At 52.3% G+C, this 25,552-nt stretch carries 21 protein-coding genes; 17 read left to right on the top strand and 4 right to left on the bottom strand.

The features are described 5' to 3' along the window. The first annotated feature begins 89 nt into the window (after window positions 1-89). From ABGV42_RS28130 to ABGV42_RS28110, 5 genes are all read left to right on the top strand, one after another. Window positions 90-1,880 (top strand): sensor histidine kinase, encoded by a 1,791-nt coding sequence (locus tag ABGV42_RS28130; RefSeq protein ID WP_347384666.1) that lies wholly within the window; start codon window positions 90-92, stop codon window positions 1,878-1,880. Beyond that, window positions 1,877-2,977 (top strand): response regulator, encoded by a 1,101-nt coding sequence (locus ABGV42_RS28125; protein WP_347384665.1) that lies wholly within the window; start codon window positions 1,877-1,879, stop codon window positions 2,975-2,977. The genes ABGV42_RS28130 and ABGV42_RS28125 overlap by 4 nt, the downstream gene beginning before the upstream one ends. Before the next feature lie 113 nt (window positions 2,978-3,090). Then, window positions 3,091-4,371: an ABC transporter substrate-binding protein gene (locus ABGV42_RS28120; RefSeq protein WP_347384664.1), complete on the top strand. Its 1,281-nt coding sequence runs from the start codon at window positions 3,091-3,093 to the stop codon at window positions 4,369-4,371. Window positions 4,372-4,449: 78 nt separating this feature from the next. Then, the gene (locus tag ABGV42_RS28115) at window positions 4,450-5,334 is read left to right on the top strand and encodes a carbohydrate ABC transporter permease (protein ID WP_347384663.1); all 885 of its coding nucleotides are present in this window, start codon (window positions 4,450-4,452) and stop codon (window positions 5,332-5,334) included. After that, window positions 5,331-6,158, top strand: a complete 828-nt coding sequence (locus tag ABGV42_RS28110) for a carbohydrate ABC transporter permease (protein WP_095360004.1) — start codon at window positions 5,331-5,333, stop codon at window positions 6,156-6,158. The genes ABGV42_RS28115 and ABGV42_RS28110 overlap by 4 nt, the downstream gene beginning before the upstream one ends. Before the next feature lie 64 nt (window positions 6,159-6,222). Here ABGV42_RS28110 and ABGV42_RS28105 read toward each other — a convergent pair whose 3' ends face one another. After that, window positions 6,223-7,710, bottom strand: coding sequence for a PLP-dependent aminotransferase family protein (locus tag ABGV42_RS28105; protein WP_347384662.1), 1,488 nt, complete (start codon window positions 7,708-7,710; stop codon window positions 6,223-6,225). 155 nt (window positions 7,711-7,865) lie between these two features. Between ABGV42_RS28105 and ABGV42_RS28100 the strand changes: the two genes are divergently transcribed. Continuing rightward, window positions 7,866-8,474, top strand: a complete 609-nt coding sequence (locus ABGV42_RS28100; protein ID WP_347384661.1) for a LysE/ArgO family amino acid transporter — start codon at window positions 7,866-7,868, stop codon at window positions 8,472-8,474. Between the two features lie 109 nt (window positions 8,475-8,583). Here ABGV42_RS28100 and ABGV42_RS28095 read toward each other — a convergent pair whose 3' ends face one another. From ABGV42_RS28095 to ABGV42_RS28085, 3 genes are all read right to left on the bottom strand, one after another. Then, window positions 8,584-9,420, bottom strand: a complete 837-nt coding sequence (locus tag ABGV42_RS28095) for a methyl-accepting chemotaxis protein (protein WP_347384660.1) — start codon at window positions 9,418-9,420, stop codon at window positions 8,584-8,586. A 310-nt stretch (window positions 9,421-9,730) separates the two neighbouring features. Continuing rightward, the gene (moaA, locus tag ABGV42_RS28090) at window positions 9,731-10,732 is read right to left on the bottom strand and encodes a GTP 3',8-cyclase MoaA (RefSeq protein WP_347384659.1); all 1,002 of its coding nucleotides are present in this window, start codon (window positions 10,730-10,732) and stop codon (window positions 9,731-9,733) included. A gap of 127 nt (window positions 10,733-10,859) precedes the next feature. After that, the gene (locus ABGV42_RS28085; RefSeq protein WP_347384658.1) at window positions 10,860-13,082 is read right to left on the bottom strand and encodes a methyl-accepting chemotaxis protein; all 2,223 of its coding nucleotides are present in this window, start codon (window positions 13,080-13,082) and stop codon (window positions 10,860-10,862) included. A 570-nt stretch (window positions 13,083-13,652) separates the two neighbouring features. Here ABGV42_RS28085 and ABGV42_RS28080 point away from each other — a divergent pair. From ABGV42_RS28080 to ABGV42_RS28030, 11 genes are all read left to right on the top strand, one after another. Beyond that, window positions 13,653-14,468 (top strand): ABC transporter ATP-binding protein, encoded by an 816-nt coding sequence (locus ABGV42_RS28080; protein ID WP_347384657.1) that lies wholly within the window; start codon window positions 13,653-13,655, stop codon window positions 14,466-14,468. Continuing rightward, the gene (locus ABGV42_RS28075; RefSeq protein ID WP_347384656.1) at window positions 14,449-15,261 is read left to right on the top strand and encodes an ABC transporter permease; all 813 of its coding nucleotides are present in this window, start codon (window positions 14,449-14,451) and stop codon (window positions 15,259-15,261) included. The genes ABGV42_RS28080 and ABGV42_RS28075 overlap by 20 nt, the downstream gene beginning before the upstream one ends. Further along, window positions 15,258-16,184 (top strand): ABC transporter permease, encoded by a 927-nt coding sequence (locus ABGV42_RS28070; RefSeq protein ID WP_347384655.1) that lies wholly within the window; start codon window positions 15,258-15,260, stop codon window positions 16,182-16,184. Before ABGV42_RS28075 ends, ABGV42_RS28070 begins: the two co-directional genes overlap by 4 nt. A 79-nt stretch (window positions 16,185-16,263) precedes the next feature. Beyond that, entirely contained in the window at window positions 16,264-17,325 is a 1,062-nt protein-coding gene (locus tag ABGV42_RS28065; protein ID WP_347384654.1) for an ABC transporter substrate-binding protein, read from the top strand. A 22-nt stretch (window positions 17,326-17,347) separates the two neighbouring features. Next, window positions 17,348-18,721: an aspartate aminotransferase family protein gene (locus tag ABGV42_RS28060; protein ID WP_347384653.1), complete on the top strand. Its 1,374-nt coding sequence runs from the start codon at window positions 17,348-17,350 to the stop codon at window positions 18,719-18,721. A gap of 78 nt (window positions 18,722-18,799) precedes the next feature. Next, window positions 18,800-20,080, top strand: a complete 1,281-nt coding sequence (locus ABGV42_RS28055) for a M20 family metallo-hydrolase (protein WP_347384652.1) — start codon at window positions 18,800-18,802, stop codon at window positions 20,078-20,080. Between the two features lie 91 nt (window positions 20,081-20,171). After that, a complete protein-coding gene (locus ABGV42_RS28050) occupies window positions 20,172-21,053 on the top strand; it encodes a nitrilase-related carbon-nitrogen hydrolase (RefSeq protein WP_347384651.1) in 882 nt (293 codons plus the stop codon). A 64-nt stretch (window positions 21,054-21,117) separates the two neighbouring features. Further along, window positions 21,118-22,488 carry an NAD(P)-dependent oxidoreductase gene (locus ABGV42_RS28045; RefSeq protein WP_347384650.1) on the top strand — a complete coding sequence of 457 codons (1,371 nt, stop codon included), beginning with the start codon at window positions 21,118-21,120 and terminating at the stop codon, window positions 22,486-22,488. 92 nt (window positions 22,489-22,580) lie between these two features. Beyond that, on the top strand, window positions 22,581-23,876 hold the full coding sequence (gene preA, locus ABGV42_RS28040) for an NAD-dependent dihydropyrimidine dehydrogenase subunit PreA (protein WP_347384649.1): 1,296 nt from the start codon (window positions 22,581-22,583) through the stop codon (window positions 23,874-23,876). Continuing rightward, the gene (gene hydA / locus ABGV42_RS28035; protein WP_347384648.1) at window positions 23,873-25,312 is read left to right on the top strand and encodes a dihydropyrimidinase; all 1,440 of its coding nucleotides are present in this window, start codon (window positions 23,873-23,875) and stop codon (window positions 25,310-25,312) included. The genes preA and hydA overlap by 4 nt, the downstream gene beginning before the upstream one ends. 5 nt (window positions 25,313-25,317) lie before the next feature. Beyond that, window positions 25,318-25,545 (top strand): hypothetical protein, encoded by a 228-nt coding sequence (locus tag ABGV42_RS28030; RefSeq protein WP_347384647.1) that lies wholly within the window; start codon window positions 25,318-25,320, stop codon window positions 25,543-25,545. Window positions 25,546-25,552 lie beyond the last annotated feature (7 nt).

Genomic DNA, 25,552 nt, shown 5'->3' with positions numbered 1-25,552 from the left:
AATGATATAAAAAGGATACCAAGATCAAAGCGCCCTTGCAGCTTATGCCAGGGCGTTTGTCTTATTTTAAGCCTGGGAGTGGATGTGCCGTGTTTACCGACTTCTACCGGAAGCTTACAGATCCGTTCAAACGCAGCATTCGCAATAAGCTGATTCTGACGATGACCTTGTTGGCGGTTCTGCCGGTCATTGCCATGACCGCAATGGCAGCCGAGAATGCCCGTTCTTCCATGGAGGAGGAAATCATGCAAACAAATCGGGCCAACATGAACTGGGCCTCGGTGTATTTGGGAGAACAGTTTGCCCGTATGAACAATATTATCTATTCCATTCAGATCAGCGATGAGCTTCATCAGTATTTGGCGCTGAACATGGAAGCACCGGCTGCCAGCCGGTTTGATGAACAGAAGGCCGTATTCAACATGCTGAACAGCGTATATTATTCAGCTGGCAATTACGTATTTGGTGTCGAGCTTTACCTGAAGGAATTGGACACGCTGTTCACATTCAATTCGATGGAAAGCCGGATCCGAACTGTCAACGATGTTCCGGCTGGCTATCATGAACTTTTCGAACAGCATAAGGACTTCACCATTATCAATGATCCTAACGATTCGGAGAAATTCCATATGACCCGCAGTATGAATCGCTTTGAAGATCAGGCGCAGATTGGGGCGATCAGTCTGGAGATCAAGTGGGCCGAATTCGATCAGACGCTGGAGCTGCTGGACAGCCGGGGCGAGTACTCGGCTTACATTGCTGATGGAACGGGCCATCCTGTCTATCAGCCGAACAAGGAGATACAACCATCGGCAGAAGCGTTGGTGAAGCTTGCACAGACGAATAATAACTCCGGTTTCATTCGGACTGCGAAGGAATATGTATTCTACCATTCGATAGATCCGTCCGGGTTGCGTCTAATCAAAGTTGTCCCTGACCATGTCATTAATGAAAGTGCGCTGGCAACAATGAAGTATGGACTTGTGGTTGGCGGGTTGGCTACGCTGATTTCCATAGGATTGGCAGCATTCCTTGCATGGCGAACGTCGAAGCCCATCGTGAGACTGGCCAATTCCATGAAGGGCATCCAGCTGATCAAGGATAAGGAAGTGGTGCGCAGCGGACGGGTCGATGAGATTGGCTTGCTTGAGAAAAATCTGCACGGGATGGCAAGCCGGATCAGAGAGCATATCCGTGAAAATTACCATATGAATCTAGAAAAACGGACAGCAGAGCTCAAGGCTCTGCAATCACAGATTCACCCGCATTTTCTGCAAAATACGCTGCAGATGATTGGTGGCATGGTGTACTCCCAAAAACCCGCGGACAGTTATCGGGTTATTCGTGCCCTCAGCGAAATGTTCCGCTACATTGTGCGTGCACCCGATGGTCTGGTACCGCTGCAGGCCGAACTCGATCAGCTCGAGCATTACATGTTGATCCAGAAGCAGCGTTTTGCCAGCAGGTTAGAATATACGTTGGACATCGAAGAAGGCCTGGGGAATTGTTACATTCCCAAGTTATCGTTGCAACCGATCGTGGAGAATGCATTTGTCCATGGGCTGGAGAAGAAGCAGGGTGAGTGGAGGCTTGAAATCGAAGTTACCCGCGAGGACGAGCAAGTCATCATTTGCATTCGTGACAACGGAGTTGGCATGGATGCCGGCACGCTGGCAGAGATTCAATCCAGGTTGTCCCGGCTGTCAAGGCAAGGAGACAGGGTATGGAACTCAGGCACCAGCATCGGACTGATCAATGCAGCATCGCGAATCGTGATGCACTTTGGGCCTGCATACGGCATGAAGATGGAGAGTGGAGAAGGCCAGGGAACAAGGGTTACGGTTGTCATTCCCTGCGACACAGGAGGCGAAGCTTGGTGAACAAGGAGCATTACAGAGTGTTATTGGTGGACGATGAGCCGTGGAATCGGGATATACTGCGCAGTCTCGGCGAATGGGAGACGCTCGGCATGACTGTAGCAGGAGAGGCGGAGGATGGCGAAGAGGCCATTCGCTTGATTGAACAGCATCAGCCTCATATTATCGTTACGGACATGCGTATGCCGGGTATAGACGGTGTGGAGTTGCTGCAGACATTAAGCGGGCAGTTTCCGCACATCAAGGTGGTTGTGGTCAGTGGATATGATGATTTCAATTATGCCAAACATGCGATTCGCCATCGTGCCACGGATTATCTGCTGAAGCCAGTGAATCCGGATGAATTGAATGCGGTTCTCGCCAAATGCAAAAGGGAATTGGAGAAGGCTGAATCGGGGCCGGAGTTCTGGGAACCCTACCCCGCCGCCTTTTCCGGAGAGTTTGCACTGTTCCAGCAGCAGGTACGCTTGCGTTTCAATGATCTCAATGTACAAGGGCTGCGTGAATTGTTCCAGCAGTTGGAGCACAGGTTGGAGATCAACCTAATTCACAGGCCCCAGCAGCTTGGACGGATAGCATATGAATTGCAGACACTAATGGGTGAGCTGTGTGTTTCCAATGGGCTGTGTGATCAGCCTTCTGCGGCCGTGCTGCCGCCTTCTGTCTCACTGACATCCATATCTTCGGCTGTGGACTGGGTATCTGCGCCGTATTACCAGGCTTTGGAGCAATTGATTGCCCAGCGCAAGTTCAAAAACAAGCTGAATCTGGATGAGGTGAAGCATCATATTGAGCATCATTGCATGGAGCTGATTACGCTGGAGCAGCTGGCTCAGATCTTTTTTGTCAGCAAGGAGTATTTGAGCAAGATGTTCAAGAAAGAATACGGCTTGACCGTGACGGACTATGTTGTGCAGCTGCGCATGACCAGAGCGAGGGAATGGGTGCTGGACGAACAGATTCCATTCAAGCATATTGCAGAGATGGCAGGCTATGAGGATGTATCTTATTTTTACCGGGTATTCAAGAAGCACTTCGGAATTTCGCCTGGGGAGATGAGGAAAGGAGAGGCTGGTCTGCAGAATCCAAGGTTGGATTAAGGTTTAAAATAATCCAATAAACGAGTCTAATTTTATCCAATGAAGCGCTTTCATTTCGTGAGATATAATGGGCCTATGAAAGACAAACCAGCCACACCGGGAGGTCATAAGAGATGAAAGTATGGAAAAGCGTAGCAAGTGCGGTACTGGTGAGTGTGTTGCTCGCAGGCTGCGGTTCTAATGCAGGTACGGATGGTTCGGCAGAAGGGTCTGCATCAGGCAGCACCGTGTCACTCAAGGTTTTCATAGCACAGCCGCGGCTGAAAGAACATTACGATAAATATATAGAACAGTTCAAAGCCAAGGAGAAAGCCGAGAAAAACATCGAGGTTAACGTACAACTGGAGATGCCGCCAGCAGATAATGCACCGCAGATTCTGAAGACACGGCTGGCCTCCAATGATGCTCCGGATGTGTTCGCGCTTCACGCCGTGAACGAAATTCCGCCATTCAGCAAAGCGGGCTATCTGGAGGATCTGTCTGATCAGCCTTTTGTAGACAAATTACTCGATTCCGTTAAACCATCCGTTATGGATGCGGAAGGCAAAGTCGTGGCCGTCCCTATGGAAACGTTGTCATGGGGGTACCTCTATAACAAGGATATTTTCGAGGAGCAGGGACTGGAGGTACCAACGACATTAACGGAAATGAAAGCGGTCGTGGAAAAACTCAAATCGGCGGGAATTACACCATTTGAACTGTCCTACAAGGAGGCGTGGATCCCGCAGCTCTTCCTGCCGCTTACTGTGGGTGCATTGACACAATCGGAGCACAAGGACTTCATGGACAAGATGAATCAGGATCAGGGATCATTTGCGGATATGAAAGCATTGTTCGATGTCTTCGATCTCGTGAATGCTAATGGTACGGATAAAGCACTGGAAGTAGGCGGAGACGATGGATCAGCAGCTTTTGCAACAAGCAAAGCAGCCATGTGGATTCAGGGGCCGTGGTTCGCGGAGACCATCCTGAAGTCCAATCCGGATATTAACTTTGGCGTGGCTCCACTACCGATCAATGATAACCCGGATGATACGAAAATCAACCTGAGCACCTCCACGTCACTGGCGGTATCCTCTTCAAGCAAAAACAAGGAAGTTGCACTCGACTTTGTAAACTATATTCTCGATGATAAGGATTCAAGTGCGTTCTACGAAGCCCTGAAATTCAATCCGGTAGCGAAAATCCATGACTTCAAAAGCTTCCCATGGGTAGATGATGCATTGAAGTATGTCAATGAAGGCAAAGCCTATCAGGATCCTTCGATTCCTCAAGCTGTTAAGGATGAATCAGGCAAAGCACTGCAAGGTTACTATTCCGGTCAACTGGATCAACAGCAGGTTATCGATGCGCTCGACAAGGCGTGGAAATCCTACAACAAAGTCAACAAGTAGGCAGATGAAACGGCTGGCAGAACGTTCTTCGTTCCCCCGTTTACGCGAGTCTGCTTATAGTGAAGAGGGGGAGAACCTATGGCTACGAATGTATTCAAAAAGTATCTGTCACTGCTCGCGTTCACTGCGCCTGCCTTTGTCATCTATGCGATTTTCCTGCTGTACCCCACGTTTAGCGGCATGTTCTACAGCTTGACGGACTGGAACGGCTTGAATCAGGATTACAGCTTTATTGGCCTTGGAAATTTTGTGGAATTGTTCAAGGAGGATCCCGACTTCCTGAATTCCCTGTGGTTCACACTTAAGTACGTGGTGTTTATGCTGATTCTGCAAAATGGGATTGCCTTGCTGCTCGCCGTGTTCATTGAGACACGGACGCGCAGCAAGGGGCTCTTCCGGACCTTGTTCTTCATGCCGAACATGATCAGTACAATCATCAGTGCCTTCATGTGGACGTTCATTTTCTCTCAGGTTCTGCCACAGCTGGCCGAGAAACTGGCCTTCACGTTTCTGGATCAGCAATGGCTAGGGGATCCGAAGTTTTCATTTTACTCGATCCTGACTGTATCACTCTGGAACGGTATAGGGTACATGATGATTATCTATCTGGCTGCCCTGCAAGGCGTGCCGAAGAGCCTTAAGGAAGCGGCTGTTATTGACGGAGCCAACGCTTTTCAGGTGCTTCGCAATGTGGTGCTGCCGATGATCACCCACGCTGTTACCATCTGTTTCTTCCTGACGCTGAACGGTGCATTCAAGGTGTTTGAAGTGGTGTATGGTCTGACAGGTGGCGGTCCGGGCAGGGCCACGCAAGTCATCACTATGAATATCTATGAAGAAGCCTTCTCCAACAACTTCAGATACGGCTATGCCAGTGCCAAATCGGTTGTACTGTTTATTATCGTGCTCATCTTCACACTCATCCAGATCACCGTCATGAAGAAGAAAGAGGTGGAAGCATGAGGATGCAACGATTAAACAGCTACCTGATCCGACTGCTGCTCGTGCTGGGTTCCCTCGTGGCCATGCTGCCAATCTATATGGCTGTCGTAAACTCGTTCAAAACACAGGGGGAGATGTTCCAGTCGTTTATCGCACTGCCGACGACGCTTCATTGGGAGAATTACTCCGATGCGTTTAACAAAATCAATCTGCTGGGCAGCTCGATGAATTCAGCGATTGTATCCTTCCTGGGCATTGGCGGCATTGTGTTCTGCGCTTCGCTGGCCGGATACAAGCTGTCCCGTACTGCAGGCAGACTGAGCAACCTGATTTTCTTCCTGTTTGTGGCTTCAATGCTGGTGCCTTTTCATTCCATCATGATTCCGCTCACCCGGGTTGCCAAAGGTATGGCGGTACAGGGAAGCACATACGGACTCGCACTAATCTATATTGGGCTTGGTGTCAATATGGCGATCTTCCTCTATCACGGGTTTGTGAAGTCTATTCCGCGTGAATTGGAAGAATCGGCACAGATGGATGGATGCAATGAGGTGCAGACCTTTTTCCAGATTATTTTTCCGCTGCTGCTGCCGATTACGGTTACGATCGCCATTCTGGACTTCCTGTGGATATGGAATGACTTCTTGCTCCCGCTGCTTATGCTGACTGATGTGAATCGCTACACGCTGATTCTGTCCACCAATATGCTGTTTGGCGAATACAACAAGGAATGGCCGCTGATTCTGTCATCCCTGGTGCTCACTGCAATTCCGGTTGTTGTGATCTATGCCTTCTTCCAAAAGTTCATTATGGAGGGTATTGCAGAAGGTGCAGTTAAGGGATAACAGGTGAAAAACCGCTTTGAGCTGAAGGATGTCCTCCTTCCAGTACAAGGCGGTTTATTTGTTGTTAACCCAACAGCTTTCTGGCTGCTTGCGCCAGTAGCTGCATCCCGCGCTCCAGCTCGCCTTGCGAAGCATACGCATAGGACAAACGAAGGTGGTCCGCATCCAGGCGATCATACAGAAATCCAGGATGAATGAGCACACCATCTTGGAGACAGGCATGAAATAGCTGGCGAATCGAAAGTGTGGCGGCAGTGAACCTGAGCCAGATGTAGAAGCCTCCGGCTGGTTTGTTCCACTCGGCAATGTCCTTGAAATAACGTTCCAGCAGCTCCAGCATGAAGTCTCTACGGCGGCGAAGCTCTGGCCGCAGATGGTTCATGTGGCGGGTATGGTATCCTTCCCCAAACCAGAGAGCGGCCGCTTCCTGAGCCAGTGAGCTGGTGCCATAATCCGTCTGCATCTTGATGTCTGCCAGACGGCGAATAACCGGCTCAGGTCCCACCAGCCACCCAAGACGCAGGCCGGGGCTGACAGCTTTGGACAGCGTGCCCATATGAAGCACGCGACCATCCGTGTCCCTCGCTTTTAACGATAGCGGCGGGGGCATGTCCAGCCACAGGTCCGTGTAGGCAGCATCCTCCAGAATGGATATGCCTCCGGCACGGGCTGCAGACATCAACTCGTTTCGGCGAGCGTCGCTCATGACGGAGCCCGTCGGATTGTGGAAGCTCGGTATGGTGTAGAGCAGCGGCGAAGTGTGACCCTGATGAATGCCTCCCCGGATCATATCTTCCAGACGCTGTATGTGTAATCCGCCCGCATCCATGGGGATGCCATTCATTTTTAATCCCGCGGATTGAAAGGCATGAATGGAATAGAGATAGGAGGGCTTTTCCAGCAGGACGGCTGACCCGCGGGGAAGCAGGCCGACCGATATCAAATGCAGCGCCTGAAGCGAGCCCGAGACGATTAGAACGGCACTTGGAGACACCTGAATGCCGCAGGACAGTAGATAGTCAGACAAGGCCTCACGAAGCTCCTGACTGCCTTGAGGCTCAAGGTAGTTTAATGTACGGGAGCGTTCCGAGAGGGAACGCAGAATGTCATTGAAGCCATCTTCCGGCATTAGTTCAGGTGCAAGCTCTCCGGTTCCGAGCCGAATGATGCCAGGCTGGAACTCGGCACGGTTAATGAGCTGTACTTCAGGGAGGTTAGGGTAATACCAGCCTTCTTCGATTGCTTCGTTCCAGTTGGGCGGTGCCCCTTGGGCAAGCACATGCCAGCCGGAACCGGAGACATAGGTTCCGCCGCCGCGTTTACCTTCAATCATGCCAGCGGCGGTCAGGTTGTCCAGCGCAGCGACGAGTGTACTGCGGTTGATGCCCATGGACTGTGCCAGTACTCGCTGGGAAGGCAGGCGGTAGCCCGCTGTCCATTCTCCGGTCGTTATTTTCTCACGGATATATACTTCAATCTGACGAAACAGGGACAGGGGTGAAGCGGGATCAGGTTTCCAGTCAATGCCCTGTCTTGGATCGGTATGCTTCATGCCTAACTTGCCTCCAGTTGGGAGTAGATGATTGAACCACCTTATTGGTATACCGACCACTATATCATTTTGGTTGGTCTCCATGCCACCCAATTGGTGGGTCACACGGAAAGTCATCCCCCCTAATATAGAGATATATACAAGGGGGATGAACAATGAGTGTATTTTTTCATGCCGTGGTACTGGCGTTTGGCCTGATCCTGCCACTTGGTGTGCAGAATGTGTTTATTTTTAACCAGGGAATGAGCCAGCGAAGTTTACTGCGTGCACTTCCGGCGGTGGTGACAGCGGGCATTAGCGATACGTTATTAATTGGGACCGCGGTCGGAGGAGTGTCCCTCATTTTGCTGCAATGGCCGCTGCTCTCCGGTGTGCTGTATGCAGGGGGGAGTGCATTTCTGCTGTATATGGCATGGAGCATATGGAAGTCATCCGGAACTGTGAGTGGTTCATCATCCGTGTTGACCGCTGGGCGTCAGATTGCTTTCGCAGCTTCAGTATCCCTGCTTAACCCGCATGCACTGCTGGATACGGTAGCTGTAATCGGTACCAGCTCGCTTCAGTATGAAGGAATGGATCGGATTACTTTTGCCATCACGGCAGCTTCGGTTTCGTGGATATGGTTCCTTGGACTCGCAAGTGCCGGAAGGTGGATTGGAAGAACGGATTCTACTGGACGGATCAGTCTCGTCTTCAATCGGTTATCGGCAGTGGTGATGATCATGATGGCTGCCATGATGATATGGAAATGGATTCATATGTAACTTTCACAGAGATATTTTTGCTGTGAAAAACCCCGCACGATAGCGTACGGGGTTCATTGTGTTACAGGCTGAGTTGCAGCCGGTCGTAACACGTATTCATGCTGTTATATTATTCCGCCTTCAGGATCATGGATTCAATAAAGTGCTTCAGTTCCTCACTCACGTTGTTCAACTGGTCGATAACCTCGCTAAATTCCGTAACGAGCTCGGCCTGCTGCGCGCTGGACTGGGAAATGGACGTAATCTCCTGCTCCATCTGACGGATGGAATGCTGTACGTCCTGGAGGGAACGCTCAATATTCACGGTAGCTTCCTTCGTTCCGGTGGACAGTTTGCGTACTTCGGAGGCTACCACACCGAATCCGGCGCCTGCCTCGCCCGCTCGTGCTGCTTCAATAGCGGCGTTGAGGCCCAGCAAATTGGTTTGCTCGGAGACTTCCCGGATAAACGAAGCGACTTTATTAACTTCCGCTGCATTTTGAACGGCGACCTTGGTATTGTCCAGAATTTGCGAAGAGGAAGCGGTCAGCTCTTCGGATTGAGCCGCTACAGTCTGGACCATGTCGGTCAGCCTGCCACTGATGCCGCTGATCAATTCCGTGAAATGTCCAAGCTGCTCTTCGTTTTTCAGGGAGAAGCCAATGGCCAGGGCACCAACAATATTACCCGCTTCATCGCGCAGAGGCGTAGCCGTAGAATTGAGAGCTGTTCCGTAATGGTGTGCTTCAATGCGATTGGCTGACGTCTCGCCGTTGATCAGGGCACGGCGCAGTGTAGGATCCTCGAGTGAAACCGGATCTCCTGCCTTAATGCCGAGGTCGAGATCCTCGCTGGGCACATAATACCAGAATTTCTCGGTGTCGGTTACAGCAATCATCAGATTATGTTCCTTAAGCATGATTTTAAAATATGGACTTGCTGCGACCATGGCTTCAACGATGTTCATCCAGTCAGCTCCTATGTGCGTGATATTTGATTAGTTCACTTTGACTATACATCGTCCAGATCAAGGAGATCATGAAGACCCAGAGGGAGATGTAGATTCATTTCTTATTGTAACAATTTCAGTAGCAGAAAGGAAAAAGGAAATCCTCTTTTAATAGTGATTCTCGTAGGGATTTACGGAAAAAGCCACAAAGGATATCTCCTTCGCGGCTTAATTACAAGCTAGTACCGTTTGCGCAGCATTTGTTGTGCTTACTTACAATACATCATTCCTCAATCGTCGTAACCATTATGCTACTTTAAAAAATCGGCTAGCCGCCGATCTGGGACATGCGCCGTACGGTTGGGGTATGGCTTTGCATTTTTTGCTCCAGCGCCAGCGCCATTTCATGGTTCTTCGGCTTCGTGCCGAGTGCTTTGAGGAAGAGGGCAGCCATCGCATCCGGATCATCTACATAGCGGCGAACATTGTACTCATCCGACCAGTACAGGCAGGCCTTGATATGTCCGTCTGCCGTCAGGCGAAGCCGGTTGCAATTGTCACAGAAGTGATCGCTTACCGGGTGGATCAGGCCGAAGGTGCCTTGTGAACCAACAATCTTCATGTTGCGGGATGGGCCGTTTCCTGCCGGGCCGGATGTGCTCTCTACTGTCCAGCCGGCTTCTGCGCACACATCGGTGACGGTTTCGAGCGGCAGATACGATTGGCGCCACGAATCCGAAGCATGTCCGATTGGCATGTATTCAATAAAACGCACATGCAGCGGTTGATCGATTGTCATGGCAATGAAATCCTTGATTTCATCATCGTTGATACCTTTCATCAGCACCACGTTCAGCTTGATTGGCGCAAGTCCAACAGCCGTTGCAGCTTCAATTCCCTTGAGCACCTTATTGACGTCTCCTCCGCGGGTAATCATGGAGAATCGGTCTGCATGAAGGGAGTCCAGACTGATGTTAATGCGGTTCAGCCCAGCGTCTTTCAGTGCCTGGGCCTGTTTATCCAGTAACAGCGCATTGGTCGTCAGCGCAATATCCTCAATTCCATCAATGGCCGAGATCATGCCAACAAGCTTATGCAGATCCTTGCGTACCAGAGGTTCGCCGCCAGTCAGACGGACCTTGCGCATGCCCATCGGGGCAAGTACCTTGAGCACCTGGGTAATTTCTTCGAAACTCATAATTTCATCATGTGGGGCAAACTCCATGCCTTCGGCCGGCATACAGTACACACAACGCAAATTACAGCGGTCCGTAACCGAAATACGGATGTAGTCATGGATCCTGCCAAACGAATCCTGGAGCATTTCCATGCAGACCACCCTTTCATTGATTCAGATTGGAAAGCTTCTATAAAATGAACGATACGACAATGTCGAATTTCAAAAGAACAGTTGCATCAAATTTTAGCTATTTCTCCAATCCGCGTCAATGATGACGTCAGGTGGCAGCGATTTTTTCGGGATGGGTCAACTGGAATTGACCCACGACCTGCTGCAGGAATACGGTGATGGCTTCCACATTATGCGACGACTGCTGAACATGCATCATGTCGCTCAGCAGTGCCACCATCTCGGTCTCTACCTCTGCCGATGTGGAGCGGTTTTTATGGCTGATGGCAGCGATATTCTCCATCAGCCTAACGACTTGATCCACAACCTGTGTCCTCTGCGAATCTTCAGCTGACGCACTTTGCAGCAGCTGTGCAGCTGCTTGCACCAGAGTACTGCCTTCAGCAAGCACCTGATCTCCCTCATGAATGGAGCGGGCGGCAGCATCGGCTGCGCTGGTAATATTGTCCAGAATCTGATGAATGTCTTCGGTGGATGAGCGGGACAGCTCAGCCAGCTTGCGAATCTCCCCGGCAACGACGGCGAAACCTCGGCCATGCTCTCCGACACGTGCAGCTTCAATGGAGGCATTCAGTGCGAGCAGGTTGGTCTGAGCGGAAATCTCATCGATGGCTGCCAATGCACGGTAAATATCCTGCATGGTATCCATAAAAGACAGAATCGTACGGTTGGTATCCTTGACGGTCCCGGAGATCTGAGCCATTTTGCCGCCAATGCGCTCCACCTCCTGACGTGCCACTACAATCTGTTCTGTGGCCGAAGTCTCCAGCTGCTGCAGTGTAAGACGCATATGGTCAGCAGCCAGCTTGGCCTGATCGAGGTCCTCCAGTTGTTCGCGTATGCCATGGATCATGGAGCCCAGCTTATCGTTTACACGTTCGGTGGTAACTTGGGTCGTTTCTGTGGACGTGCGCATCTGATACTGGTTGTTCATTACATCCACGGTGGCAACCTGAACCTTGAGCATGATGCCCTCTAGCGAATCAATCATGTTATTAATCCATTTTGCGAGTTCACCGGATTCATCTTGTGTAAAATCCGATGTATCCAAACGCTGAGTCAGATCGCCCTGACCCTCCGCGTTGATCCGAATAAACCGGGTGATGCGCCGCAAGTCCTCGTGCACACGTTGATAGTGTCTCCGCTGCAGTTGATCTGCTGTAACCAAACCCAAAATGATATTGAATGCCGCCAGAGCTGCTGCACTCCATGCATTCCCTGATAATGCATAGGCGAGAGCCGCTCCTCCAACCCCTGACAAACCGATGAACAGGCTGTGCAGCTTGAACTGACGCCAGCCGATACTGCGTATCCGGTACACTTCCTCCAGATCGCCTTCGCACATCATTCCCCATCGATCGGGACAGTGGGGAAGCTGAAAGGTGATGCCTTTGCCGATGACGGAAATATGACGGTAATCGGAATAGCCCGGATAGGCAGCAAACAGGTTGGAGCCGTTACGGATGGTGCTCGCAACACCGGGATGCAGTTCACCAGTGGAAGGGTCGTTAAAGATCAGCTCCAGCTCGGTGTGCTCCCCGACGGATACAACCCCCCAGTCGGTTGTAACGCCATCCTTGAGATTTTCGCCATGCGTAAATGTACGATCCTCGAAGCGGCTGCGAGACAAAGCCGTTCCTGGCTGCAGTTGCGGGCGCAGTTTCGATTCGGCCATAAAGAGATAATTGTCCCCCGAATCGGGATAGACATGTCCGGACTCCCGTTGAATCAAGTCACCGAGCACGTCATTGGGGATTCGGCAGCACAGTGAACCGATGTAGCGCCCTTCGTGCACCATGGGTTCAATGAACATGAGGGTAACATCATCGTGAAAAGAGGAGGAGCGGGGCCCGATCTCCCGTGTCACTGGATCGGAATAGGGTCCATAGAGACATTTTCTCCCGGTCGCATCTGCTCTTGCGTACTTCAAGCCTGGTCCAATGGAAGCTTCGTTATCTTCATAGATCTGTCCAATTTGTTTTTTATATGTAGAGAATACAACCTGATTCTGCTCGTCCAGCATAAAAATCTCCGTACTATCTGCTGCCCGGATGTAAGCTGCTTTGAAGCATGCATCCCATGTGGTACTATTCTGTGCTGCGTGTACTGCATCCAGAAGTCCAGCCGACTTGACCTGATGCACTAAGCGATCCATATGACGCCACTGCTCATCCGCCCAATCCAATAGAAGCTGCCGTCTCGTTTCGGCAATTCCCTCAAAAATCTCCTCTACATCGCTCTTGATATGAGCGTTCAACCGATATGACCGCCATAACGGCCACCCTTTTCTCCAGCCAAGCCAATCAAACATACAGACCACCCCGATCTTTGAAGTTGAAAGCTTATTGCGCAGCCCTTTCGTGAAACGATATGGATTCTGTAATTTCTAAAAGAAGGAACATCCTGTCTTTTCCATATAGAACGTTATACAAGAAAAACGCCAAGAATACGAGGGTATATGTCATATTTTCCGAATATTTATTCAATAAATACAAAGAAACATGCGCTTTTTAAGGAGGACAGGCATGCAAATGACCTATATTGTAGGTCTTATTGTACTGGAATCCGTACCCAGTTCTATACACATGCACGAATAAGTAATCCATAAAGCATGTTGGAATGCAGGGCTATATAGGCATATCGAATAAAGTGATGTCAGATAAACCATCCATGGGCTGACATCGTTCTGAATGAGAATTTGTCTCATTTTACACTGTGTAACATGAACAGGCCCATACTCAAAACAGTCTGTATAATGTAATTTCCGCCCAATGATATATAGTATTACCTAACCAGAAAATTCTGTTACGTTCGTGAACGCAAACCTTCCATTCGGCCTTGGTGAAATGAAACCTACTTTCCCGCGAAAAGGAGAATGCCCATGTCATCCATGAACGTCCCCGAAGTTTGCCACATTGAAGTCGATCATGTATCTGTCGTATTTGGCACCGGAACGAAGCAGGTCACCGCACTGTCTGATGTGACGTTCCAGATTCAGTCCAATGAATTCGCCTCGCTGCTTGGCCCCTCAGGCTGTGGCAAGTCGACATTGCTCAGGCTCATAGCTGATCTGCTGCAGCCCACTTCAGGCAGCGTCCGGATTGCAGGTTCAGAACCTGAGAAGGCACGCCTGCAGCGACAATTCGGTATCGTATTCCAGACGCCAGCCCTGTTTGATTGGCGCACGGTACGTCACAATGTAGAGCTGCCGCTGGAGATCCTGGGCACAAGCAAAAAAGAGTGCCGCCGTATCAGCAGTGAGCTGCTTGAGATGGTCGGGCTCACCCGATTTGCCGACCACTATCCTTGGCAGCTCAGTGGAGGCATGCAGCAGCGGGTATCGATCGCGCGTGCACTTTCACTGGATCCGCCGCTGCTGCTGATGGATGAACCGTTCTCCGCCCTGGATGAATTCACGAAAGAAAAGCTGCAACTGGAACTGCTTGATATCAAGCGGTCCACGGGCAAAACCTTCCTCTTTGTTACACACAGTATCCCCGAAGCCGTATTTCTGTCAGACCGCATTATCGTCCTCTCGGCACATCCCGGGCAGGTACATTCCATTCACTCTGTCACACTGCCTACGGATCGAACCAATGATCTGAGAGAGACCGAAGACTTCTACCGCATGCTGACCACCATTCGCAATTGTTTTCATGAGGAGCGTGATCCGAGCCATGTCCCTGCGCTCATTTAAGCTGGAATATCGTTCCTGGATCGTGATATGGATTCTATCCCTATTGCTGCTGTGGGAGGGGATTGCGTGGATTCTCCACATGTGGATGCCACCGCAGCAGGCTGCATCCCGTCTGCCTTATCTTCATGATGTTCTTGCTGCACTGGTTCGTTACTCGGGCACTCTTGCTGAGCAGGGGGCAGTGACGTTCGGAAACGCAGCGATTGGATTCGCAGGGGGAGCATTGCTGGGTCTGATGCTGGCCCTTCTAATGAGTGCGGCCGTCTGGCTGGAACGTACATTATCTCCCTATGTCATCTCTTCGCAGATGATCCCGATCATCGGTCTCGCACCAATCGTCTATGGCATCATCCATAATGCCGAGTGGGCCAGGATCGTCATGGCGGCTTATGTTACATTCTTCCCCATTGTCATTCACACGCTAAAAGGATTAAAGAGCACCGCACCGGAGCATCTGGAGCTGATGCGTTCCTGCGGAGCATCACTCCCTGCCCGGTACATCAAATGTCTGCTGCCTTCTGCCCTGCCAGGGCTGTTCTCCGGCATGAAAATCGCAGCCCCGTTAGCCGTCACTTCTTCTATCGTAGTTGAGCTGATGGGTGCACCCGATGGACTCGGTGTCCTGATGGTCAGTTCCCTGTATTATGGCAGCGCTCAGGTCGGTATGTTCTGGGCTACGATCGTGCTCAGCATCGGCATTGGGCTAATCTCGTATCTGGTCATCAGCCTGGCCGAGCGCTGGTTAACGCCTTGGCAGCCCGAATTCAGAGCCAAGGGAGGGAACGCGGTATGAGTGAAGGGGTGGTGGTGAACCGCAAACGCGATGAGAACGGGACAGCAGCCTTACCTGGCTCTGCATCTTTGTCCGGGTCAGCTGTGGCTGCTTCTGTCCCCGGTTCGGAAGTTCAGGGACAAGCAGAACAGGGACAGTTGGTCGGTACTGCGCGGAAAAAATGGCTCATTTTGCGTCTGCTCCCCTGGCTGGCAGGTATATGTTTTCTCGCCTTGTGGCAGTTCCGGCTGTTTCATCAATTGTTTTCCCTGGAAAGTTATCAGCTTCCTGTACCTTCAGCCATTGCAGCTTCCATAAGGGATAATGCGGAAATGCTCTTTCGATATGCCCTATATAGTGGAACGGAAATGCTGGGAGGCTTCCTGCTTGGTTCCCTACTGGGGGCGGTCGCAGCGGCAGGGGCATCGTTCTTCCCAACTAGCGGGAAGGCGGGTATCGCGGTGATGTCGGCTCTTAACGCAGTGCCGATTGTGGCGCTGGCACCCATCATGAACAACTGGTTTGGGGACGGCATCTGGTCGCGAATTGCCGTAGTGGCCGTCATTACGATGGCAGCCATGGCAGTCAGTCTGTTCAAAGGGCTCACTTCCATACAGCCGCAGTACGGTGAACTGCTGGACGGACTTGCGGCAAGCCGTATGCAGGCTTTCTTGAAATTGCGTTTGCCACACGCCATGCCGTCCCTCTTTGCCGGGCTGAAGATCAACATGTCCACCAGTATTATCGGAGCCATTGTGGGCGAGTTTTTTATCGCCTCCCAAGGGCTTGGATATCTGCTGTCGGATCAGATCCGCCTCGCCAACATGCCCCTCGCGTGGTCCTGTATCGTCATTGCCGCCGCTCTCGGCATCGTGCTCTATGAAGCGGTAGTACTGGCGGAGAAGCGGATCATTCCTTGGAATCGTGTACGCACCAACGCATAACATCATCAGCTTGCCGGAACACCACAGATCCGCTGCAGTACCTGATTGAATCCTTATATAAACAGGGGGTTGTTTGTATATGTACAAAACGTTGAAATCGGGTTTGATGGTGTTTGTTCTAATACTCCTTGTTGCCTTGCTGGCAGCATGTTCCGCGAAGACGGAACCAACTGCCGAACCTGCTGCGGCAAGTTCAGGAGGAGAGGCAGAGCGGTCCTTAACCAACGTGAAAATTCAGCTCAAATGGGTTCCGCAGGCTCAGTTTGCCGGAATTTATGCCGCGAAGGAACAAGGTTATTTTGAAGATGAAGGTATTGATGCAGAGATTATTCCGGGTGGCCCCGATATCGTCATTGAACAGCAGGTGGTAAACGGCGCAGCCGATGTCGGTATCACCGGGGTAGACAGTCTGCTGGTAAGCCGCGACAACGGTCTGCCGCTGGTCTCCCTTGCCCAGATCTCACAGAAGAGCAGCTATCGCCTGATCGCCAAGAAGTCAGCGGGAATTACCGATCCGGCACTAATGAAAGGCAAAAAGGTAAGCACATGGTTTGGCAGCCAGCAGTTCCAGGTCCTCGCTTTTATGGAGAAGAACGGACTTGATCCGAAGAAGGATATTGAGCTGGTTAAACAGGGGTTTACGATGGATCAGTTTTTCAATGATCAGGTGGATGTCGCAACAGCCACCATATATAACGAATATCACGTCGTGCTGGAGAGCGGCGTACAGGAGTCCGATCTGGATGTATTCAACATTGAGGATGCCGGCGTAGGCATGCTGGAAGATACATTGATTGCGAAAAAGGACTGGGTCGACAGCAACCGCGATCTTGCTGTTAAAGTCACCCGTGCCATTCTGAAAGGCTGGAACTACGCCATCGACAACCAGGCGGAAACCGTGGATATCGTCATGAGCAACGTGACCGACGGCAGTACGACCCGTGAACATCAGGTAACGATGCTGGAAGAAATCGCGAAGCTGATTCGTCCGGAAGGATTTACGGAGCAGCAGGTGGGCAGTTTTGTGGATGAATCGTTTGCTCGTACAGCAGATATTGCACTCAATTATGGCCTGATCAAGAAGGCAGCCAATCTGGATGAAGCGCTGGAGAAGAGCATTTACGAAGAAGCGGTGAAATAAGGCAGTCGAAGGAGGATGACGAATGAGCTCCGTGGATCAGCAACCTCAGCCGCTTGGCGGTACCAAGGAAGAATGGCTGAAGAAGGACCGTAAATATGTGTGGCATCACATCTCGCCGCATAACGATCATCCGATGATTGCGGTCAGCGGCCAAGGCAGCTGGATTACGGATCAGGATGGTACGCGGTATCTGGATGCCATGTCCGGCTTATGGTGCGTGAATGTCGGGCATGGACGTGAGGAGATTGCAAGGAGCGCATACGAGCAGATGAAATCACTCGCCTATGTGCCGATGACCCAGAGCCACGAACCGGCGATTTTGCTGGCAGAGAAGCTGAACGAATGGCTGGAGGGAGACTATCGAATCTTCTTCTCCAATTCCGGATCGGATGCCAATGAGGTGGCGTTCAAAATAGCCCGTCAGTTTCATCACCAGAATGGTGAGCCAACCAGACACAAGTTCATCTCCCGTCACCGGGCCTATCACGGCAACTCCATGGGTGCACTCGGTGCCACGGGGCAAGCCGCCCGCAAGATCAAGTATGAGCCGCTTGGCGTGGGCTTCTCCCATGTCCCACCCCCGTACTGCTATCGCTGTCCGTTTGGACGGAACAAGGATGGATGCGGACTCGAATGTGCAACCATCTATGAAGAGATTATCCGCTGGGAAGGCCCTGAGACCGTGGCTGCGGTGATCATGGAGCCGGTGATTACCGGGGGCGGCATGATTGTCCCGCCTCCAGACTACATGCGTACCGTGCAGGAGATCTGTGAGCGTTATGGTGTGCTGCTGATTGTGGATGAAGTGATCTGCGGGTTCGGTCGTTCGGGAATGAAGTTCGGACATCAGAATTATGGGGTGCAGCCGGATATTGTCACGATGGCCAAGGGGATGACCAGCGCATACTCTCCGTTATCGGCTACAGCCGTGCGAGCGGACCTGTACGATACGTTCCGGGAACCCGGACCGGATGCACACTTTCGCCATGTAAATACCTTCGGTGGCAATCCGGTCTCCTGCCGGGTGGCACTGGCGAATCTCGACATCCTGGAGCGTGAAAATCTGGTGGAGCGTGCGGAGGAACTGGGGCGCTTGCTTCGGGAGAAGCTGGAGCCGCTGCTGGAGCTGTCCGTGGTCGGAGATCTTCGAATGTTTGGATTCGCCTGCGGCATCGAGCTTATTGAAGCGGACGGCTCCCCGGCAGATGCAGGGAAGGTGGCACACGTGCTGGCCAGTTGTAAGAAGGACGGCATACTCATCGGTAAAAACGGGGACACGGTACCCGGGTTCGCTAACATTTTGACGATATCACCACCCTTTGTCACCACGGAGGATGAGCTGGATCTGATTGCGGAAAGTTTGCTTAAGGCACTGCGCAGTATGGAGGCAGGATAGTGGATGGATAGCCCCTAATCCCAGGAATGACTATCGTTTGACTCGTTGGAAAATAAAGCGCCATGGAGGCGAGGGAAGATGCAGACCACAACCGGAAAAGGCATTAACCAGCTTCGATTAAATGAACGAATTGAACAATTGTCCCATATTGGGCGAATTGGAGAGACGGGCGTCTGCCGGCTTGCCCTCACACCGGAAGATATGGACGGCATTATTCAGGTGCGTCTCTGGATGGAAGAAGCCGGACTGGTGACCCGTCTGGATCCATTCGGCAATCTCATTGGCCGACTTGACGGTACTGACCCTTCACAGCCCATTCTCATGGTCGGCTCGCATATTGATTCACAGCCTTATGGTGGTCGATATGATGGAGCCATTGGGGTCCTGGGTGCACTGGAAGCTGTGCAGTGCCTGATGGAGAGTGGCCTTCAGCCTGCTATGCCTATTGAGGTCGTTGCCTTTTGCGATGAAGAGGGTTCCCGGTTCAATAAAGGCTTGTTCGGCTCCCGGGGAATGACCGGGCAATTGGAGGAGGGGGAACTGGAGCGGCAGGACAGGAACGGGGTGACTCGCCGGGAGGCGCTGGAAGCCTTCAGTTGCCCGGTAGAGAAACTTGCCGAAGGCGTCTATGCGCCTGGTTCCATCGGCAGCTATCTGGAGCTGCATATCGAACAGGGCCCTGTACTGGAATCGCTGGAAGCCCCGGTAGGGTTGGTCACGGGCATCTCCGGCCCGTTATGGCTCACGATTACGATCAAGGGCATGGCAGGGCATGCCGGTTCGGTGCCGATGGCCATGCGGCATGATGCGCTCGTAGGCAGTGCCAGAGTCATTGCGGCGTTTGACGATATGGTGAGAGAGGATCCGGCTGCCCCCACGGTTGGTACCGTGGGCAGTCTGAGGGTATTCCCGGATTCACGCAACATTATCCCGGAAGAAGTCAGCTTCACCTTGGACTTGCGCGATATGGAGATGGAACGCCGTAATCAGATTGAAGCCCGGCTGATGAATGTGCTGGCTGAAGTATGCAGTCAGTATGGTCTTACCTATTCCCTGACCGAAGATACCAATAGCGAACCGCGTTACTGTGCGGAACGAATCAAGGGGGCCATTCGCTCGTCTGCGGAGGAGATGGGATTGTCCTTGCCGGAGCTCATGAGTGGTCCGTTCCATGATGCACTGGCGCTATCTTATGTGTGTGACTATGGCATGATTTTTGTCCGCAGCAAGGATGGGATCAGCCATCACCCGAGTGAGTATTCCTCCCCGGAGGACATTGCGCTGGGAACGGAGGTACTATATCGCACGATTCGGCAGATATGCAGTCAGCTGCCTGCTGACATCGGATCGGAGGACTGATCCACATTTTCGGATAGAAAACGGAAACGATGAACGATCGGATTTATCTGTAATACATCTTAATCAGGGTAGAAGGAGGCGCTACTGGCGTATGGTAAAAATCAGTATTGGCCTGATTCAGGCTTCGCATGAAGTGGAAGGGTCGGCCCCGGTTGAACACCACAAAGAGGCAGCCGTCCAGAAGCATATCACGCTGGTTCGTGAAGCGGCTGCCCGGGGCGCGCAGATTATCGGATTGCAGGAAGTCTTCTATGGACCCTACTTTTGCACCGAACAAAATCCCAAATGGTATGCATCTGCCGAACCGGTGCCGGAGGGTCCGACAACCAGGCGTTTTCAGGAGCTTGGGAAGGAACTGGGCGTGGTAATTATTTTGCCTGTGTACGAGGTGGAAGGCATTGCTTCTTATTACAATACGGCTGCCGTGATTGATGCCGACGGCTCCTATCTTGGCAAATACCGCAAGCATCATATCCCGCATGTGGAAGCGGGCGAGGGCACAAACGGTTTCTGGGAAAAATACTATTTCAAGCCCGGGAATCTCGGATACCCGGTATTTGATACAGCTTACGCCAGAGTAGGCCTGTACATCTGCTATGATCGGCACTTTCCGGAAGGAGCCCGTCTGCTGGGACTCGCCGGAGCGGAGATTGTGTTCAATCCGTCAGCCACGGTGGCTGGTACATCGGAATATCTGTGGAAATTGGAACAGCCTGCCCACGCGGTTGCCAACGGCTATTACGTGGCTGCCATTAACCGGGTAGGCGTCGAGGCGCCCTGGAACATGGGGGAATTCTATGGTCAGTCGTATCTGGTGGACCCGCGCGGACGAATGGTTGCCATGGGCAGCAGGGATCAGGATGAGATTGTCATCGGCGAGATGGATACGGAAATCATCCGTGAAGTGCGCAATGTGTGGCAATTTTATCGGGACCGTCGCCCTGAGACGTATGAGCATCTGTTTAACCTCTAACATATGGAAGGTAGTATTCAAAAAATAACACGGACCCCAGATCAATCTCAGGAGGTGCATGGTCATGATAAACAGCCCGGGAGCAGCCTTATCCGATTATGGATGGGAGAGCCGGTTTGCCGAGATGAAGCCTGCTATGACAGGCAAGGAAGCGATGGAGGAATCCAACCGCTGTCTGTACTGTTACGATGCACCTTGCATCAAGGCATGTCCAACGGATATCAACATCCCTTCGTTTATTCGGAAAATCTCGACAGGTCATCTGAAAGGCTCGGCCCGAACCATTATGGATGCCAATCCGGTAGGAGCCAGCTGCGCAAGGGTCTGTCCAACCGAGGAATTGTGCGAAGGTGCCTGTGTATTGAATGAATCGTCTAAGCCCATTCGCATCGGTGACCTGCAGCGATACGCCACGGACTGGGCACGGGCGACCAATGAACCGTTGTTCCAGGCAGCCCCCTCCAATGGCCGTTCCGTTGCTGTTGTGGGCGCCGGACCTGCCGGCTTGTCCGCAGCCAGAGAGCTCGGTCGTGCAGGGTATGAGGTGACGATCTATGAAGCGAAATCCAAAGGTGGTGGATTAAATACGTACGGGATCGTATCCTTCCGATTACCGGAGGAGGTGGCCTTGTGGGAAGTGGAACAGGTTCTGGCACTGGGAGTACACATTCGGTACGGCGTACGTATAGGAGTAGATCTTCCCACTTCACAACTGCTGGAACAGCATGAAGCTGTCATTCTGGCTTGTGGTATGGGTTCCGTTCCAATGCTCGGGATCGAAGGCGAGAACTTGGAAGGGGTGTACGATGCCATTGAACTGGTGGAATCCACCAAGCAGGGCGTCCCGCCTGCTCTGAATGGTCTGAAAGTGGCCGTCATCGGTGCGGGCAACACGGCAGTGGATGCAGCCACCTGCTCGGTACGTCTGGGAGCAGAGCGTGTGCAGATGCTCTATCGGCGCGGGGAGAGTCAGATGACGGCCTATGCGTTTGAATATGCGTTTGCAAAACAGGAAGGTGTAGAGTTCCGCTGGTTTACGATGCCACAGCGCATCATTGGCGATGAGAATGGGCGAGTTCGGGCGGTTGAGTGTGTAAAAATGGAACTCGTTACCCCGCCAGGAGGCGGACGTGCATTACCCGTACCCCAAGAAGGAACGGAGTTCATGATTGAATGTGACACCGTCGTCCGGGCGATCGGACAGAACCGGCTGCTGCCTCTCATTGAAGCCTTCGGTCTGCGTCATCACTGGGGTGTTATTGAGGTGGAGCAGCAGACCTACCGAACTTCTCATCCACAGATCTATGCGGCAGGGGATGTGATTTTCGGCCAGGGGCAGGGCGAGGCCATGGTTGTCTCGGCAGCACAGCAGGGCAAGCTGGCCGCAGCAGCACTGATGAAAGCACTGCCTGGACAGGTGGAGGAGACGGCTTGAGGTGAGCTTGTGCTTCGTATGCTGTTCAGACCCTAAAGCAATCGAGTGCAAGGCAAGACCATATATGCAAACAACACCAAGGAGGGATCGTTATGGCTGACTTATCGATTAATCTGGCAGGTATTCGATCACCCAATCCATTTTGGCTGGCATCCGCTCCGCCGACCAATACGGGATATCAGGTGCAGCGTGCCTTCGAGGCAGGCTGGGGAGGTGCGGTGTGGAAGACGCTGGGTGAACCGATCATTAACACGTCTTCCCGCTTTGCCGCTGTACATTTCGGCGGACAGCGGGTAGCGGGCTTCAACAATATTGAGTTAATCTCCGATCGTCCACTGGAGGTCAATCTGCGGGAGATTGCCGAAACCAAGAAGCGCTTCCCGGATCGCGCGGTCATTGCCTCACTGATGGTGGAACCGAAGCGGGAGAAGTGGCATGAGATTGTCAAAAAGGTGGAAGCCGTCGGAGTGGATGGTCTGGAGCTGAATTTTGGCTGCCCTCACGGCATGGCTGAACGCGGCATGGGGGCAGCTTCCGGTCAGCAGCCGGATCTGGTTGAGCTGCAGACGATGTGGGTGAAGGAAGTCGCGACGACCCCCGTGATCGTGAAGCTGACACCGAATATTACGGATATTACGGCAACGGCCCGGGCCGCAGTGCGCGGTGGTGCGGATGCCATTTCTCTTATCAATACCATTAACTCTCTGGCAGGTGTGGATCTGGATTCGTGGAATACCGTGCCCCATGTAGGCGGTAAAGGGGCCCATGGAGGCTATTGCGGACCAGCCGTGAAGCCGATTGCCCTCAACATGGTGGCCGAATGTGCCCGCCATCCGGAAGTGGGCGTGCCCATCTCGGGCATTGGCGGCATATCCGATTGGCGGGATACGGCAGAGTTTTTGCTCATGGGAGCGACAGGAGTCCAAGTATGCACGGCAGCGATGCATCATGGTTTTCGCATCGTGGAGGATATGATCGAAGGGCTGAATGATTATTTGGATGAAAAGGGCCTGAGCAGTGTGGCGGAACTTGTGGGCCAGACGGTACCCCGATATTCGGACTGGGGCAATCTGGATCTCAATTACAAAGTGGTCGCCCGTATCAACCGCGATGTCTGCATTAACTGCAACAAGTGCCATATCGCTTGTGAGGACACATCGCATCAGTGCATCGATATGCTGACCGATCCTTCCGGCGCCTATCTGGAGGTGGTCGAGGAAGACTGTGTGGGATGTAACCTTTGCTCGATTGTATGTCCGGTGGATGGGGCTATTGAAATGGTCGAAATAGCACCTGAACAGGCTCCATTAACCTGGAATGAACGTCAATCAGCGATTGCTGTGCTGCAATCGGTCAGAGATCAATCAACCAAGGAGGCGATATCATGAGTGGGCGCAAACTGATTCGGAATGGCGTGTTGGTCACGGCATCGGATACATTTGAAGCAGATATACTCATCGAGAACGGAAAAATCACGCAGATTGGCATGGACGTGGTGGCGGATGACCGAACGGAGATTGTGGATGCTTCCGGCTGTTATGTCATTCCCGGTGGTATCGATCCGCACACGCATCTGGATATGCCGTTTGGTGGTACAGTGACCGCGGATGATTTTGCATCGGGGACCGCAGCGGCAGCGTATGGCGGAACAACGACAATCCTTGATTTCTGTCTGACGCAGAAAGGCAAACCGCTCATCGAATCCCTTAAGGAATGGCATGCGAAGGCCAAGGGTAAGGCTGCAATCGACTATGGATTTCATCTGATGATCGGGGAGATGAATGACCAGGTATTGGGGGAACTGCCGCAGGTCATTGAGGAGGAAGGGGTGTCTTCCTTCAAAGTATTCATGGCTTATAAAAACCAGTTCCAGGCGGATGATGGTATCCTCTATCAGACGTTGCAAAAGGCCAGAGAGTACGGTGCACTGGTCATGGTGCATGCCGAGAACGGGGACGTCATCGATCTGCTTGTACGTCAGGCGCTCGCCGAGGGGCGGACCGAGCCCATCCATCACGCACTTACGCGCCCTTCCATCCTGGAGGGAGAGGCGACAGGACGCGCTGCACGTCTGGCTGCGCTTGCGGATTCACAGCTGTATGTGGTGCATGTGACGTGCGCCGAAGCCGTGGAGCAGATTGCACGTATGCGTGAGATGGGATACCGGATCTGGGGCGAGACATGCCCGCAGTATCTGACGCTGGATCAGTCCATCATGGATCAGCCTGATTTTGAAGGGGCGAAGTACGTCTGGTCTCCGCCGCTCCGGGAAGCCTCCCATCAGGATGTGTTGTGGAATGCACTGAAGAGCGGCCAATTGCAGACCATTGGGTCCGATCACTGCTCATTTAATTTCAAGGGACAGAAGGATCTGGGGAAGAATGACTTTAGCAAAATCCCTAACGGTGGGCCTGTCATTGAGGATCGGCTTAGCATTTTATACTCGGAGGGAGTTGCCAAGGGACGCATTTCATTGAATCAATGGGTAGATCTGTGCTCTACGCGGGCGAGCAAGCTGTTTGGGATGTTTCCGCAGAAAGGGACGCTTGCAGTCGGTACCGATGCGGATATCGTTATTTTTGATCCTTCCATTTCCCGGGAGATATCGGCCAGTACACATCATATGAATGTGGATTATAGCGCCTTCGAAGGCATGCAGATACAGGGGTGTCCCATCACCGTACTGTGCCGGGGGGGGTATGTCATTAAGGCTCGTCAGTTTGTTGGTGCGGCCGGATCGGGTCAGTATGTGAAGCGTGCGAATTACGATGCTGGTGCACCTCTGCCTGGGCGGCAGACGGTCACGACAGCGACGGGAGGTTGAGGTTCATGATGGAACATGAAGCTTTTGAGGCAGAGAAGGTGGCGATAGAACGAATGGTCGCGCTGGGATATCGGATCTATTCGGTTCAGGAGCATCTGGAGGGTGCCAGTGTCGTGTGGGAACATCCGGATCATCCGGGAGAAAAGAAAGAGCAGCATGTGGGGACAGCGTCCGGACGAAAGTGGTTCGTCCACTTTCTGATCCGGCAGCTCCAGGAACAGCGGGGGGCTTAGTCTTCTT

It is taken from the genome of Paenibacillus pabuli (assembly GCF_039831995.1).
Lineage (GTDB): Bacteria > Bacillota > Bacilli > Paenibacillales > Paenibacillaceae > Paenibacillus > Paenibacillus pabuli_C.
This window is presented reverse-complemented; position numbering and strand designations above follow the sequence as displayed.